At 66.2% G+C, this 14,708-nt stretch carries 14 protein-coding genes and 3 pseudogenes; 13 read left to right on the top strand and 4 right to left on the bottom strand.

Translation table 11 applies throughout. The annotated features are described in order from the left end of the window. The 9 genes from AB0873_RS29100 to AB0873_RS29060 form a co-directional block, all read left to right on the top strand. The coding region (locus AB0873_RS29100) for a hypothetical protein (protein WP_366603704.1) at positions 1–658 on the top strand (658 nt) is incomplete at its 5' end. A 4-nt stretch (positions 659–662) separates the two neighbouring features. Further along, positions 663–2,189, top strand: coding sequence for a sugar ABC transporter ATP-binding protein (locus tag AB0873_RS29095; RefSeq protein WP_366603702.1), 1,527 nt, complete (start codon positions 663–665; stop codon positions 2,187–2,189). Between the two features lies 1 nt (position 2,190). Then, complete coding sequence (locus tag AB0873_RS29090; RefSeq protein WP_366603700.1) at positions 2,191–3,261, top strand: ABC transporter permease; 1,071 nt, start codon at positions 2,191–2,193, stop codon at positions 3,259–3,261. A gap of 154 nt (positions 3,262–3,415) precedes the next feature. After that, positions 3,416–4,657, top strand: a complete 1,242-nt coding sequence (locus AB0873_RS29085; RefSeq protein ID WP_366603699.1) for an FAD-dependent oxidoreductase — start codon at positions 3,416–3,418, stop codon at positions 4,655–4,657. A 67-nt stretch (positions 4,658–4,724) separates the two neighbouring features. Further along, positions 4,725–5,672, top strand: coding sequence for an SDR family NAD(P)-dependent oxidoreductase (locus AB0873_RS29080; RefSeq protein ID WP_366603698.1), 948 nt, complete (start codon positions 4,725–4,727; stop codon positions 5,670–5,672). Continuing rightward, entirely contained in the window at positions 5,669–6,550 is an 882-nt protein-coding gene (locus AB0873_RS29075) for an amidohydrolase family protein (protein ID WP_366603696.1), read from the top strand. Before AB0873_RS29080 ends, AB0873_RS29075 begins: the two co-directional genes overlap by 4 nt. Further along, positions 6,543–8,105 carry a long-chain fatty acid--CoA ligase gene (locus tag AB0873_RS29070; protein WP_366603695.1) on the top strand — a complete coding sequence of 521 codons (1,563 nt, stop codon included), beginning with the start codon at positions 6,543–6,545 and terminating at the stop codon, positions 8,103–8,105. The genes AB0873_RS29075 and AB0873_RS29070 overlap by 8 nt, the downstream gene beginning before the upstream one ends. Then, positions 8,102–8,560, top strand: coding sequence for a MaoC family dehydratase (locus tag AB0873_RS29065; protein ID WP_366603693.1), 459 nt, complete (start codon positions 8,102–8,104; stop codon positions 8,558–8,560). Before AB0873_RS29070 ends, AB0873_RS29065 begins: the two co-directional genes overlap by 4 nt. Then, positions 8,557–10,419, top strand: coding sequence for an acyl-CoA dehydrogenase (locus tag AB0873_RS29060; RefSeq protein ID WP_366603691.1), 1,863 nt, complete (start codon positions 8,557–8,559; stop codon positions 10,417–10,419). The genes AB0873_RS29065 and AB0873_RS29060 overlap by 4 nt, the downstream gene beginning before the upstream one ends. Positions 10,420–10,490: 71 nt before the next feature. Here the strand turns inward: AB0873_RS29060 and AB0873_RS29055 are convergent. The 4 genes and pseudogenes from AB0873_RS29055 to AB0873_RS29040 form a co-directional block, all read right to left on the bottom strand. Next, a pseudogene (locus tag AB0873_RS29055) lies at positions 10,491–10,666 on the bottom strand (IS5/IS1182 family transposase); the annotation flags it as partial. 119 nt (positions 10,667–10,785) lie between these two features. Further along, a complete protein-coding gene (locus AB0873_RS29050) occupies positions 10,786–11,196 on the bottom strand; it encodes an integrase core domain-containing protein (protein WP_366603717.1) in 411 nt (136 codons plus the stop codon). A 64-nt stretch (positions 11,197–11,260) separates the two neighbouring features. Further along, positions 11,261–11,437, bottom strand: a pseudogene (locus AB0873_RS29045) (IS3 family transposase); the annotation flags it as partial. A 111-nt stretch (positions 11,438–11,548) separates the two neighbouring features. After that, positions 11,549–11,851: a transposase gene (locus AB0873_RS29040; protein WP_366603690.1), complete on the bottom strand. Its 303-nt coding sequence runs from the start codon at positions 11,849–11,851 to the stop codon at positions 11,549–11,551. A gap of 53 nt (positions 11,852–11,904) precedes the next feature. Between AB0873_RS29040 and AB0873_RS29035 the strand changes: the two genes are divergently transcribed. The 4 genes and pseudogenes from AB0873_RS29035 (at position 11,905) to AB0873_RS29020 (ending at position 14,245) form a co-directional block, all read left to right on the top strand. Next, positions 11,905–12,513: a transposase gene (locus AB0873_RS29035; RefSeq protein WP_366603689.1), complete on the top strand. Its 609-nt coding sequence runs from the start codon at positions 11,905–11,907 to the stop codon at positions 12,511–12,513. Beyond that, a pseudogene (locus AB0873_RS29030) lies at positions 12,503–12,652 on the top strand (adenosylmethionine--8-amino-7-oxononanoate aminotransferase BioA); the annotation flags it as partial. The gene AB0873_RS29035 and the pseudogene AB0873_RS29030, both read left to right, overlap by 11 nt. Positions 12,653–13,161: 509 nt before the next feature. After that, on the top strand, positions 13,162–13,665 hold the full coding sequence (locus AB0873_RS29025) for a hypothetical protein (RefSeq protein WP_366603687.1): 504 nt from the start codon (positions 13,162–13,164) through the stop codon (positions 13,663–13,665). Continuing rightward, positions 13,595–14,245, top strand: coding sequence for a transposase family protein (locus AB0873_RS29020; protein ID WP_366603685.1), 651 nt, complete (start codon positions 13,595–13,597; stop codon positions 14,243–14,245). Before AB0873_RS29025 ends, AB0873_RS29020 begins: the two co-directional genes overlap by 71 nt. The last annotated feature ends 463 nt before the right edge of the window (positions 14,246–14,708 follow it).

The following is a 14,708-nucleotide window of genomic DNA, read 5'->3' as shown; positions in this document are numbered from 1 at the left end:
GGGCGGGGGGTCGGCGCTTTTCGACGCGCCCGCACGGCATCTGCCGGAATCGCCCGGCATCGCTGACTACTACCGACAGCTCGGCAGCCTCCGAGCGAACATTATGATCAACAAGACTGGAGGTAACGCAAAGATCCTCCACGTCGCCTTCCACGGAGTGACCTTCGGTGAATACCTGTCCGAGGGCTTCCGGGAGGGAATTGCCGCCTGTGGCGGGTGCGAGGTGGTGGGCACGCTGAAGGTCGCTCCCGCCGACGTGTCACAGCTACGCCAGAAGTTCGAGAGCGCTCTGTTGAAGGTGCCGTCCGCCACCGCAGTCGCCGTCGACGTCAATTTCTTCTTCGTCGCGGGTGTTCAGCAGGCATTGGTGGCCGCGAACCGGCCCAACCTCGCGGTTGTCGGCGGAGAGTGCCAGTTGGAGAACCTCGACTACATCCGCAGCGGCAAGGGGGAGCAGGTCTGCATCGGCGGATCGAACGGCTACCGAGCGTACGGCACCATCGATGCGCTCAACCGAGCCTTCAACGGCCAGCCCGTCGTGCCCTCGGGATCCGGCTTCCAGATCGTCGACAAGGACCGCAACCTCCCGGCGGAAGGCGCCAACTACGAAGGCCCGGTCGACTTCCGGGACCGTTACCGGAAATTGTGGGGGGTGTAGCGCGATGAAGTCAGGCGCGGCTGTCGAGCTGACTGACATCAACAAGACCTTCGACGGCGTGCGAGTGTTGACCGACCTTCGGTTGCGGGTACGGCAAGGGTCCGTGCACGCCCTGCTCGGTGGCAATGGTTCGGGCAAGTCGACCACTCTGAAGATTCTCGCCGGTGTCTACAGCGCTGACCGTGGTGGCACTATCGCCGTCCATGCTCGCGCGGCGGCTGCGGAGAGCTGGAACAGCCATCTGGCACGCTCGTCCGGCCTTCGCTTCGTCCACCAGGATTTGGGGCTCGTCCCCGATCTGACCGTCAGCGAGAACTTCGCGCTGGACGGCGGTTACCCACGGCGTTTCGGACCGGCGATCTCGTGGCGCAGGCTCCATGACACGACGCGCGTGCATATGGAGAAATGGCAGCTGAAAATCGATCCGCGCAGCCGGGTGCGAGACCTGCGACCGAGCGATCAGACCCTGGTGGCGATCGCCCGCGCGCTGCGTGACAGCGATCATGGCAGCCAAACGACGCTGGTGCTGGACGAGCCGACAGCCAGTCTGCCAGGTCACGAGGCCGGGTTGCTCCTTGAGGCGATCCGGCGCTGCCGCGCGCAGGGCCAGACGATCATCTACGTCAGCCACCGGTTGCCCGAGGTCCTGAGCATCGCCGACCACGTGTCGGTACTTCGCGACGGCGTCGTGGTGTCCGATTCCGCCGCTACCGATTTGGACGAGGCGGGGATTGTGGAGCTCATGGCAGGCAAGGCAGCCGATCGCCTCCGCAGTGCGCGGCGGGACGGGATCGGAACCAGACGCCTGGTGCGGGTTACTGGCCTCTCGGCGGGGCCACTACGGGACGTCGAGCTAGATGTCCGTCAGGGTGAGATCGTCGGAATCGGCGGCCTGCTCGGGTCGGGCCGCTCAACGCTCTTGAGGGCGCTCTTCGGCGACTTTCCGGTCGAGGCGGGCAGGGTCGAGATCGATGGCGCGGGAGTGGAGATTCGATCGGTCACGGACGCGATGCGCCACGGGGTCGCGCTGGTGCCCGAGGACCGTACCCGCGATGCGGCCTACTCGGATCGTCCGTTGTCAGAAAACCTATCGGCCGCCGTGATTCGCAAATACTGGTCGGGCTGGCGGATGGCGCGGAAGGCGGAGCAACGGGACGCGGCCCACCTGATGCGTGCCTTCAACGTCAAGGCTGCGACTCCATCCGTCCCGTTCGGAACACTTTCCGGCGGCAACCAGCAGAAGGCCGTGCTGGCTCGGTGGTTCCGCACCAATCCTCGACTGCTGCTGCTAGACGAGCCCACTCAGGGAGTGGACGTGATGTCTCGTGCCGACATTCACGAGCAGGTTCACCGACACGTTGCGGCGGGCAACGCGGCCCTTGTGGTGTCGTCGGACTTCGAGGAACTTGAGGCACTGTGCGATCGCGTTGTCATCCTTCGTGCCGGTCGCAGCGTCGCCCAGCTCAACGGCGGCGATTTGACTGAGAAGAACATCGCTCACCTTGCGCACATCGATCGGAAAGGGCCCTAACATGAGCAGTATCGACAGTCGCGTCGACACGGATGGACTGGCAGACCGGCTGCCACCTCGGCAGGCCGATCGTCGCCCAGGAAAGCGCGGCTCGTTCCTCCCGCCCCGGCCCGGCAGAGGCCAGCTCGTCGTTGAGCGGTACGGACTGCTCGTTCTGCTGATCGGTATGATCATCGTCTTCGCGTCGCTGCCACAGTCGGGCGAGGCGTTCCGTAGTTCGACCAACGTCCAGGCACTCCTCGCGAACCAGGCGGTTGGTCTCGTCGTCGCACTGGCCCTACTGTTTCCCATGGCCGCCGGATTCTTCGACTTCTCCGTGGGTGCCGTGACGGCTTCAACGTCTGTGGTGGCAGCCACCAGTCTTTCCCGCTTCGGCTTGCCGCTTCCCGTGTCTGTGCTGCTCGCGCTGGTCTCTGGCATTCTCGTCGGCGTCGTCCTAGGGCTGCTCGTCGCCAAATTCGGGATGAATCCGTTCATCGCGACACTCGGCATGGCGACGCTGCTGGGCGGGGCCATTTTCGCCTACACCGACGGCATCCAGATCACCAAGGACATCCCATCGACGCTCACAGACCTGGGCTCCTTTACCTGGCTCGGCGTGCCGCGGATCGTTCTGGCGGCCACGATCATCGCAGTGATCGTTTGGTTCGTCATGGACCAGACGCCCCTGGGCAGGCGCTTGTTCGCCATCGGCTCCAACGCCAACGCATCTCGCCTCACCGGGATCGACGTCGCTCGGACCCAGCTCGTCGCGTTCACCCTGTCCGGTCTCACCGCCGGAGTCGCTGGCGTCCTGCTGCTCGCCCGTCAGGGCTCCGCCACGTCCGACAACGGCATGGGCATGCTCTTTCCCGCATTGACGGCAGTCTTCCTCAGTACCATCGTCATCGACATCGGGCGTCCGTCAGTCTTGGGCACCGTCATCGGAATTCTGTTCGTCGCGGTCAGCGTGAGCGGGCTGACGCTCGCCGGCTCGCCGGCCTGGGTGAGCCAGGTCTTCAATGGTGCCGCTTTGCTCATTGCCGTGGCAGTCGCTGGGTTCGGCCGCGGGCGTCATCACCAGCGGCACTGAAAGCGGCCGCTGGCGTCATCGCCGACGGCAGTGAGCGTGGCCGGGGGCAGCGCGGAAGCAAGGATAGAACCTGTTCCGCATGAAAGAATTCCATTCTGCTAGGTCGGAAAGGCTCGTGATACTGATCGTGTCGCGATCGCGAAAGGAAAGTCACATGTCACAGGTTTTGATTATCGGTGGCGGATTCGGCGGCGTCTGGAGCGCTGCCGCCGCCGCCCGCCTTCGCTACGAGGCCGGCGTTCTCCCAGATGATCTCACGATCACTCTGGTCGCACCCGGTGACCACATGGTCATTCGACCTCGGCTTTATGAGGCGAGTCCCGAGGACATGTGCGTCCCGCTGGATCGCATCCTCGCCCCGATCGGCGTCCACCAGGTTCAAGCCATGGTCACCGAGATCGACACCGCCGCACGCACGGCGGTCGTCCAGATGGCCGATGGCACCGCCGCGCCCCTGCCGTACGACCGCCTGGTAATTGCAGTTGGGAGTGAACTCGTGCGACCAGACCTACCTGGGGCCGAGTTTCTGTACGACATTGACACGTTGCCTGCGGCGGTCGCTCTCGACACCCACCTGAAGAACCTCGCCACCCGGCCGGCCGGTCCGGGGCGGTTCACCGCTGTCGTGGTGGGAGCTGGTTTCACCGGCCTCGAACTTTCCACCGAGCTCGTCGGGCGGTTGCACGCGATTGCCGATCCGATCGGCGCCGCCGACGAGGTGGAGGTGATTCTCGTCGAGCGAGCGGACGTGGTGGGCCCCGAACTCGGTCCCGGTCCGCGACCCGTCATCGAGAAGGCGCTCGCCGAGCTCGGGATCCGTCAGCGTCTCGGGACCACGCTTGCCGGGCTTGACAGCGAGTCGGTACGCCTGTCCGATGGCACGACGATCCCGACTCGCACCGTGGCATGGACCGCCGGGATGCGGGCGAATCCGTTGACCAGTGCAATCCCTGGACAGCGAGACGAACTCGGCCGACTGAAGGTCGACTCGGACCTGCGCGTCAGCGGGGTCGAGGCGGTCTACGCCGCTGGCGACGTCGCTGCCGCTCGCGTCGAGTCGAACCATCGGGCGATGCAGAGCTGCCAGCATGCCCACGCGATGGGCAAGCATGCCGGACGGAACGCAGCCGCTGACCTGTTGGGTCTGCCGCGAGTCGCCTTCACCCCGGACCCGTACGTGACGTGCCTCGACCTTGGAGGGGCCGGAGCCGTGTTCACCTCCGGCTGGGACCGGGATGTGCAGTCCGTCGGCGAGCCGGCCAAGGACCTCAAGCGATCGATCAATCGGTTGATCTACCCACCGGTCGACAATGCCGCGGAGATCCTTCGCGGCGCCGACTACCAGTCCGAGTCGCGTGTGCCGCAGCCCACTGGGACAGCGGCGAAGACAGCTTGAGGCGTAAGGCCGTGCCATGCCCGGCAGGGATCGCGTACGGCTTCACCGACGGAAGGAATTTGTGATCATGGCATCTGGCAGCAATACGCCCTCGCCCGGCAGCGCTGAGCTTGGTCTCGCCGGCAAAGTTTCCATCGTCACCGGTAGCGGCCGTGGCCTCGGTCTGGCGTACGCCCAGGCACTCGCCGCCGCCGGAGCCGCGGTCGTGGTCAACGACGTGGACGCCGCCGCTGCCGACGCAGCGGTCGAATTGATTGCCGCTGAGGGTGGGCGAGCGGTGTCGTGCACTGTTCCCGCCGGCCCGTCCGCATCAGCCGCGACCCTCATCGACCGGGCAGTCGAGCACTTCGGCCGGTTGGACATCTTCGTGGCGAACGCCGGGATCCTGCGCGACACCGTGTTGTGGAAGATGTCCGACGACGACTTCGACACAGTCATCGATGTGCACCTGCGGGGCACGTTCACGGGGGTGCGCGCGGCAGCGATCAAAATGCGTCAACAGGGCGACGGCGGCCGGATCATCTGCATCGGGTCGCCGACTGGCCAGCTGGGCAACTTCGGGCAGACCAATTATGCCGCGGCGAAGGCCGGAATTGTCGGCATGGTTCGGACCTGGTCCCTCGAGTTGGCGCGTTCGAACATTACGGTGAACGCGGTCGTTCCGGTCGCCGCCACAGAGATGACGAGGACGATTCCGGCCCTGCGACAGTACGTCGATGCGCTGGATCGCGGCGAGGAGCTACCCGCGTTCGCGCGTAGGGAGCTGGGGTTCGGTGGCCCGGTAGATGTCGCCGGGCTAGTCGCCTTCCTGGCCTCGGACGCCGCTGCGGGGATCACCGGGCAGGCGATCGGCATCGGCGGCGACAGGCTGGCGCTGTGGTCGCATCCGTCCGAGGTGGCGGTCGGGTTCCAGGACGGCGGCTGGGACGCGAAGGCGATCGCTGCCGCGTGGCCGTCGATGTTCGCTCCAGCCCATCAGCCGGTCGGCCCGAACCTTCCGGAGGCGCCGAAATGAGCATCGACCTTTCGGCCGTGCGGGCGATCGATACCCATGTCCACGTCGAGGCCGACGGGCACGGTCACCTCGCCCTCGACGGCGAGCTGCTGAACGCCTCCAGCGAGCACTTCAAGGTCTCCGACAACCGGGCTCCGACAATAGAGCAGATCGCTGAGTTCTACCGGGCACGGCAGTTGGCCGCCGTGATCTTTACGGTCGACGCGCACACCGCCACCGGCCACCCGGCTCTGAACGGCATGGAGATCCTTGCGGAGGCGGGACGACACCGCGACGTGCTGATCCCCTTCTGTTCGGTCGATCCGCGTGACGGCGAGGCCGTCGTGCGGCTCAGTGAGTATGCCGCCGCGGGCGCGCGGGGGGTCAAACTGCACCCGTCGCTGCAGGCATTCCGCCCCAACGACCCGGCGGTGTACCCGCTGTATGAAGCGGCCACCGAGCTCGAACTACCGATCATCTTTCATACCGGTCAGACCGGGATCGGTGCCGGGCTGCCCGGCGGGCGGGGCATCAAGCTGGCGTACTCCGACCCCATGCTGATTGACGACGTAGCCGCCGACTTCCCAACCCTGACGATCGTCATGGCGCACCCGTCGGTGCCTTGGCAGGACGCGGCGATCGCCAGCGCCACCCACAAGGCCAACGTCTTCATCGACCTCTCCGGGTGGTCGCCAAAGTACTTCCCTCCACAGTTGGTCCGGGCGATCAATGGGCTGTTGAAGCGGAAGGTACTGTTCGGCTCGGACTTTCCCCTTATCACACCAGACAGGTGGATCGCCGACTTCGACCAGCTGACGATCAAGCCCGAGGTTCGACCGCTTGTCATGAAGGAGAACGCGGCTCGGGTCCTCGGCCTGGCAAGGAGCACCGGTGTCTGATATCGGTCTCGGTAGCTGGCCGATGCGCCGCGCCCGGATGTCTGCCGACATGGTGGCACTCCGGCAGGCTGGCCGTGTCTTGACCTACGGCCAGCTTGCGCGCCGAGTGGACACGCTTGCATCCGCGCTGGCGGCACGCGGTGTACGCCAGGGGGACCGGATCGCCTACCTCGGCCCGAACGACATCGCGACCTTCGAAACCTTCTTCGCCGCAGGCCGACTCGGAGCGGTCTTCGTCGCGCTCAACACCCGGCTCTCCGGTGCAGAGATCACATATATGTTGGCGGACAGCGGCTCGACGGTGCTCGTCCACTCGGGAGAGACCGCAGCACTGGCCGCTGCCGCCGAGCCGTACGGCAGCGGAGTCCGCACCGTCGTGTCGCTCGACCCGACGGCGGCGCTGCCGGGTGCCGTCACCTACGAGAGCCTCTTCGCCGCCACCGACGTCCGCCTGCCTGAGAGGCAGGTGGCGCTGAACGATGATGCACTGCTTCTGTACACCAGCGGCACGACCGGCCGACCGAAGGGTGCGATCCTATCGCACGGGAATCTCACGTTCAACACAATGAACCAGTTGGCTCACGTGGACGTCCTCGGCAACGACGTGGCGCTCTGCATCGCGCCCCTGTTCCATGTCACGGGGCTCGGACTGGTCAGCATGCCCGTCCTGTTCAAGGGTGGGACCCTCGTCGTGGCGCCGAAGTTCGATCCGGCCTGGGTCCTGCGTGTGATCGCCGAGGAACGCATCACCGCCTTCTCGGCGGTGCCGACGATGCTGCAGATGCTTGCCGAGCACCCCGACTGGTCGGGCGCGAACCTCAGGTCCTTGCGCTACGTGATCTACGGCGGTTCTCCCGTGAACCTGCGAATCGCGAGGGCCTGGCAGGAACGAGGCGTCGAGATCCTCCAAGGGTACGGCATGACAGAGGCGGCTCCAGGCATTGTCATGGCGCTTCCCGAAGGTGCTGCGGACCGGCCGGGCTCGACCGGCGTGCCGCACTTCTTCACCGACAACAGGGTGGTCGACGCCGGTGGTAGATGTATCTATCCTCCGGCCGAAGGCGAGCTGCTCGTGCGCGGGCCGAACGTCTTTCGGGGTTATTGGAAACGCCCCGATGAGTCCGCGGCCAGCTTCGACGGCGAGTGGTTCCGTACCGGTGATGTCGTGCGCTACGACAGCAACGGCTGGACCTACGTGGTGGGCCGGGTCAAGGACATGTTCATTTCGGGCGGCGAAAATGTCTATCCCGCCGAGGTCGAGAGCGTGATCGCGCAACTTCCCGAGGTGGCCGACAGTGCGGTCATTGGCGTACCTGACGAGCGATGGGGCGAGGTCGGTGCCGCCTTCGTGTTGCTGAAGGTCGGGACGACCCTGGACGAAGAGCAGCTGCGACGTCACCTAAATGATCGACTGGCCCGCTACAAGATTCCCCGGTACGTGCGCTTCGTCGACCAACTTCCAAGGACCGCTAGCGGAAAGGTCCGCAAGGCGTACCTCCGGACCACCTTCACCGATCGTTCGACCACACGGCCCGAGGCAGAGGAGAGAGCGTGAACACCAAGGTTGTGAGCATGGCCGAGCTGGCGGAACTCGCCGGCACCGACCTGGGGTACAGCCCCTGGTTCCAGATTGACCAGAAGCGCATCGACGTCTTCGCCGACGCCACCGACGACGACCAGTGGATTCACGTCGACCCTGAGCGGGCCAAGTCGGGTCCATTCGGTCAGCCCATCGCGCACGGCTACCTGACCCTCGCAATGGTCGTACCCATGTGGATCACCGTGCTGGACGTGCGCGATGCCCGAACGAAGGTCAACTACGGCTTGAACAAGGTTCGTTTCCCCGCGCCGGTACCCGTCGGTTCCCGCGTTCGGCTGGGTGTGACCTTGCGTGACGCCGAGGACATCCGCGGCCCGGGGGTGCAGCTCACCCTGGACACGGTTGTCGAGGTGGAGGGTAGTGACAAGCCCGCCTGCGTCGCGCAATTGATCTTCCGCTACTACTCGTGACCCTGATTCAGTGGAGCAGACGAGTGACGCACTACCGCAGCGACCGATGGCAAACCGAATTCCTGCTGTTCGACGTGTTCCAGACCAGCGCGGTGTACGGTCGGCGACCGTACACCGAACTCGACGAGCCCACGGCGCGCGAGGCGTTGGCCGAGGCGGAACGATTCGCCCGGACCCGGCTGGCCCCGAGTTTCGCCGCTGGCGAGCGGATCCCCGTGCGGTTGGATCCCGCCACCCATGAGGTAAGCGTGCCGGCCGAACTCGCCGTCGCGATCCAGGACCATCTGGCCTCGGACTGGCTCCGGCTCGACCTGCCGGCGGACATGACCGGCATACACGTGCCCCCGTCGTTGCGCTGGGCAGTCACCGAGTTCGCTCTGGGCGCGAATCCCGCCGTGGCGATGTGCACTCAGTTGGTACCGCAGGTGGCCAGCCTGCTGCGGCGGCACGGTACACCGGACCAGCGCCGGCTCGCCGAGTTGATCACCGAGCGTGGCTGGACGGTGACGATGGTCCTTACTGAGCCGGACGCGGGGTCCGACGTGGGTGCCGCCCGGTGCCGGGCGGTGCTCCAACCCGACGGTACCTGGCACCTGAGCGGCACGAAACGCTTCATCACCTGGGCGGAACACGACGCCAGCGAAAACGTCGTTCACCTGGTCCTCGCCAGACCGGTCGGTGTTCCCGATGCCGGCGGTCCGGGTACCCAAGGGCTGTCCCTGTTCGTCGTACCGTCGCACCTGCACGACCCGCAAACCGGGGAGTTGCGGGGACGCAATGGCGTGGTGGCGACCAGCCTGGAGCACAAGATGGGTGTGGTTGCCACACCCACCTGCGAACTTGTGTTCGGGGCAGAGAAGCCGGCGGTGGGAACCCTGCTCGGCGACACGCATGCCGGAATCCGGCAGATGTTTGAGATCATTACGTACGTCCGAATGATGGTCGGCCTGAAGGCGATCGCGACGCTTGCCAGCGGTTACAGGAACGCGCTGGAGTACGCCGACAGCCGCCAGCAAGGCCGGCCGCTCGGATCGAACGTGCCGGCCGATGCCGCGCCGGTGCGGATCAGCCAGCATCCCGACGTGCGCCGGTCGCTGCTCACCCAGAAGGCCTACGCCGAGGGTGGCCGGGCTCTGGTGCTCTACACCGCGACGTTGCTCGATCGGATCGAGATCGCCACCGTCGAGGGACGGCGCGACGTCGACGCCGAGCAGCGGCATAGAGTGCTGTTGCCTGTGGTGAAGGGATGGTGTTCGGAGACGGCGTGGCGGGTGCTGGGCGCAGAGAGTCTGCAGGTCTTCGGCGGGTCCGGCTACCTGCGCGACTATCCGCTCGAGCAGTACTTCCGGGATACCAAGATTGACACCATCTACGAGGGAACTACTGGCATTCAGGGGCTCGACCTGCTGCAGCGTCGTTTGCTTCGCGATGACGGCTGCGCACTGCGCGGACTGCTCGAGGACGTCCGGGGCACCGTCGCAGATCTCGCCCGCACGGCAGCGCTGAAACCCGAGTCGGCGCTCCTCGATGACGGGCTGAGAGCCGTCGAGGCGGCTGTCGACTGGGCCAGGCAACAGGAGATTTTGCCGCTCGCGGCACTCGGGGCGACACGGCTCCTGCTGGCCGCCGGTGATCTGATTACCGGCTGGCTGTTACTTCGCGCGGCTGCGGTCGCCGTCGAGCAGCTCGAACACGCTCCGCCGACCGGCATGACGCAGGAGACGGTTGACCGTCTCACCGGGACGGTCGCGGTCGGCCGGTGGTACGCCCGGCAGGTGTTACCTCGCCTGGCCAGCGCGCTGACCAGCATCCGCTTGCTGTCCGACGAGGTGCTCGACCTGCCGACGGCCGCCTTCTGAGCACGAGCATCACGGGAGTGTCCCACTGGGGTACAGGCCAGGGCTGCGCTCGTAGCGGTGGTCAGCCAGCGGTAGCCGGTCAGCCAGGCGATAGTCCTCTCGATCACCCACCCGTGCCGGCCGAGCCGCTGTGAGTCTCGATGCCGCCGCGGGCGATCCGGGGTCGGATGCCGCGAACGCGGTGCATGCGGCGTAGGTGGGGGTAGTCGTATCCCTTGTCGACGTGCCGCTTGTCGGGGCGGCGCCGGCGGGGGAACTCGAGGTACTCAAGCAACTGTTCACCACCGGACCGTGGCTACCCCAGACCGTCACCTCAAGCTGAATGGGCGTGACCCGTTTTGACGGACAGGGTCGATGAGTTGATCTTCACGCTATCCTGAGAGCGGGTAGCGGGGCGAGGCTGGTGCCGGCTTCATAGGCGACTGGGCTCTGGAAGCCGAGGCTGGAGTGCCGGCGGCGGGTGTTGTACCACCCTTCGATGTACTCGAATGTCGCCTGGTACGCGGCTTGGCGGGTGGTCCAGGCCTGCCGGTGGATGAGTTCGGTCTTCAAGGTGGCGAAGAACGACTCGGCCACCGCGTTGTCCCAGCACTGCCCGCGCCGACCGACCGATAGGCGCACGCCGTGCCGCTTGGCGAGGCGGGCGTGCTGGGCGCTGGTGTATTGACAGCCGCGGTCGGAGTGGAATACCAGGTCGTCCGCGGGCCGCCGGCGCCGCAGCTCGTCGGTCAGGGCGGCGTCGACCAGATCGGTCTTGAGGTGGTCGGCGACGGCCAGCCGACCACCCGCCGCGACGCCAGGTCGATGACGGTGGCCAGATACAGCCAGCCCTCCCAGGTGTTGTGCCGCGCACGCCGTCGCCGCGCATCAGCCGGGCAATGCGCTTACGGCCGTGCCGCAGTCCGGCCTCGGCGAGTTCGGCATGGATACGCGGCGACCCGTAGGTGCCGTTCGACGCCGCATGCACCGCGCGGATCTTGACGGTCAGCTCCTCGTCGACGCGTGCCCGGGTGCTCAACTCGCCGCGGGCGTGCTGGTAGTAGGCGGACCGGGAGACCTTCAGCAGCTCGCACGCGCGCTTGACGTTTGTGCTTGCCGGCCTGCTCCGCCTCGATGAACGGATACACGTTCACCGGGTCTCCCTCGCGAAGAAAGCCGTGGCCCGCTTCAGGATGTCGACGTCCTCTTGCAGCCTGCGGTTCTCCCGCCGCAGCCGGGCCACCTCCGCCCGATCATCACTGGTCAGCCCGTCCGACCGGGTCCCGGCATCGAGTTCGGCCTGCTTGACCCACTGCCGCACCGCCGTCTCGGTCAGGTCGAAATCCCTCGCCACCTGCCCAATCGTGCGGTCCCCGCGCTGACAAAGCTCGACGATCTCGGCCTTGAACTCGGGCGTGAACGCCCGCCGCGGCCTCGATCGCTTCTTACCCACGCTCTCCATAATGCTGGACATCCTCCCGGAGACCCCAGGTCTCCTGATCTTGGATGTCCGTCAGAGCGGGTCAGGTCCACTCGCGCAAGAAGTCCGACCACGCCGACGCGATGGGGCTGTCCAACATCCTGCGCACCGACGCACACGCCCACCGGTCCCTGCCTGCCGACAGTGAACTCGCCCGCGCCATCGCGGTCCTCGCCCGCGCAGCTCAAGACGCCGTCTGGCGGCGGACCAAGGCCCTGCAAGAACTGCGTTCACTGCTGCGTGAGTACTACCCGGGCTTTCTCGCGGCGTTCCACCGCGGCGGCGTGACCAACCTCGCCAGCCGCGAGGCCCGCCAGATCCTCGCGCTGGCCCCGACACCAGCCGCCGGCGCCAAATTGACCGCGGCCCGCATCGCCGCCGCTCTGCGACGAGCCGGCCGCCAACACAGCATCGAATCGCTGGCCGCCGAGATTCACCAGGCGCTGCGGGTTCCGCAACTGCGGCAACTTCCGCTCGTCGAGGACGCCATGGGTCGCCAGGCGCTCGCGCTGCTGGCCACCCTCAACACCGAATGCGACAACGCCGACCAGCTCGGCCAAGCCGCCGTCGAAGCGTTCACCCAACACCCCGACCATCCGGTGATCACCAGCTTCCCCGGCATGGGTGAACCCTGAGGAGATTTTGGCCGTCGACGTGGCGCACGTGTGGCACCCGTACGCGGCGGTGCCGCCGGGCAGCCCGCCGTTCGTCGTGGAGAGCGCCCAGGGCGTACGGCTGCGGCTCGCCGACGGGCGGGAGCTGGTGGACGACCTGATCATCATTGCGCAGGCCGGCGGCCCACTGCCGCAGCGCCTCCGCCGTCACGCCGATACGACCCTCGTCGCGCACGAGACCCGTCCTCGACGACCGCCAGCTGCGCGAACTCGCGGTGCACGTCCATGCCGATATAGCGGACCATCACATGCTCCCTCCGCTGCTCGATCGGTGGGGAACCGCTGGGACGGAACGACACCTACGGATACGCGCTCGCAGCGCAGCCGGACCAGCCGCAGGGGCGGCCAACTACTAACACGGCTCGCAGCCCACAGAGCAAGAACGGCCTGCCCATACGTGTTCCCCGAAGGCCCCTGTTCCGGACGGTCACACCGTATGCCCCGGCCAAGAGCGCCGGAGCAGCGGAACACCACGCGGACCTCCGCCTGATTTCATACCGGGTACAACCTGATCGAGTCGATCAACTACCAGCTACGAAAGATCACTAACGGCCTGGTGCACAATTGGCGGTGGCTCGCTGCTCGACCGGAATGGGGAGGGACTCGCGCGTGTTGGAGACGAACCACGGCGATGCGCGCGATGCGGCGGCCGAGTGGGCTCGCGGTGCCGAGAGAGTCCTTGTGGCGTGTGCCAAAGCCCTCGACCTATGCGAGCCGGAGGAGGTGCTCTCGTACCCGCGCCGTCTCATCCCCGGCTATGACGAGTTGCTTCGGTCCACCGATCTGGCCCAGGTTACGGACGACGAGTTCTGGCAACTGTGCTCCCAGCTCCTCGCATTGGTCGCACCAGTGATGATCGTGGAACGGCAGGTACGTTGGGTCCCGGACGGCGCATCGACCACAGAGGGCGCGTACTGCCTCGAGGTTTCTGCAGCCGGCAACCCCGTCCGGCTGGATCCGGCTGCCCTCGTTAGGCAGGTATTCGACAGTGAAACGCCGCAGGCCACCATTCTCGTCTCGCTAGCTGAGTACCAATTCGACAGTGCAACGCATCGAGGCACTGTGCCAGAGACGGTCATCACCCGAACGTTTGGTTCAGGACGCGGTGTGTAGTAGTACCTTACCAACCCCGGTTCGATCAAGAAACCAGCCGTGCCGGACGATCACGCTCGTGGCATCAAGACTGGCTCGCACGGCCTTGTCGCATCGTGTCTGTACCGGCATCTCCCGGCGCGGGCTCGGCAAGCTGATCGTCGAGCTGGCCGAGCCGTGGACCGCGCAGCAGGAATCCCGGCTGCGCGAACGCCGCGGCGGCGACCGGGTCCGCGCCCCTGGCGCTGGCCCGGGCCACGACCTGACCTTCACCGATCGGGTCATCGCCACCCTGGTGGTGCTGCGTTTCCAACTTCCGCACGCCGTCCTGGCGCTGTTCTACAAGGTGAACCGGGCCACCATCACCCGCGCTGTGGGTGAGATCCGGCCGCTGCTGGCCGCTCGGGCTTCGCCGTACCCGGCAAGCCCGGGGCTGCGGCTGCGTACGTTGGCTGATGTGTTCGCCTACGCCGCCGCCGAAGGTGTCGAACTTCGCATCGACGGCACCGAGGTCCAGGTAAGAAGGCCGAAGGCCAACCGGCCCGGTCGGCGGGCGTTCGCATCGGGCAAAAAGGAACAAACACCATCAAATCATCGATGATCAGCGACAGCGCGGGCCGGCTGCTATGGTGCGGGGCCACTCGCCTCGGGACGGATGCACGACGTCACCGCGCTACGCACCGAGGGCATCGAGGACCTGCTGCGGCAGTACCCGACACTGCGCGGAAAACCCAGTCTTCACAGCGGATCTGCGTCGAACACGCCATCACCGAACCCAAACAGTGGCGATCCTTCCAACGCTACATCGGACGCCGAAAAAACTTCGAAGAAACCATGCTCGCCATCGCGGGACTCGTATCCGACCGCTGCGCCGAGCGGTAGCACAACCCGCCCGAACAGACCAAACGAGCACGGCCAGACTCTAATCGCGCACCACCTCGTAAAACCCGAGGCCATTTCCCCCAGGGCCCGGGACTATCTCGCTAACGGCACCTCTCTGTGTCAAGGCGTTTGCAGCAGAGAGGTCTCCGTGTCGTGGATCATGGTCCGGTAGACAACGTCCG

It is taken from the genome of Micromonospora sp. NPDC047707 (assembly GCF_040704235.1).
Classification (GTDB): Bacteria; Actinomycetota; Actinomycetes; order Mycobacteriales; family Micromonosporaceae; genus Micromonospora.
The sequence above is the reverse complement of the archived record's forward strand: the minus strand, read 5'-3'. Positions and strand labels throughout refer to the sequence as shown.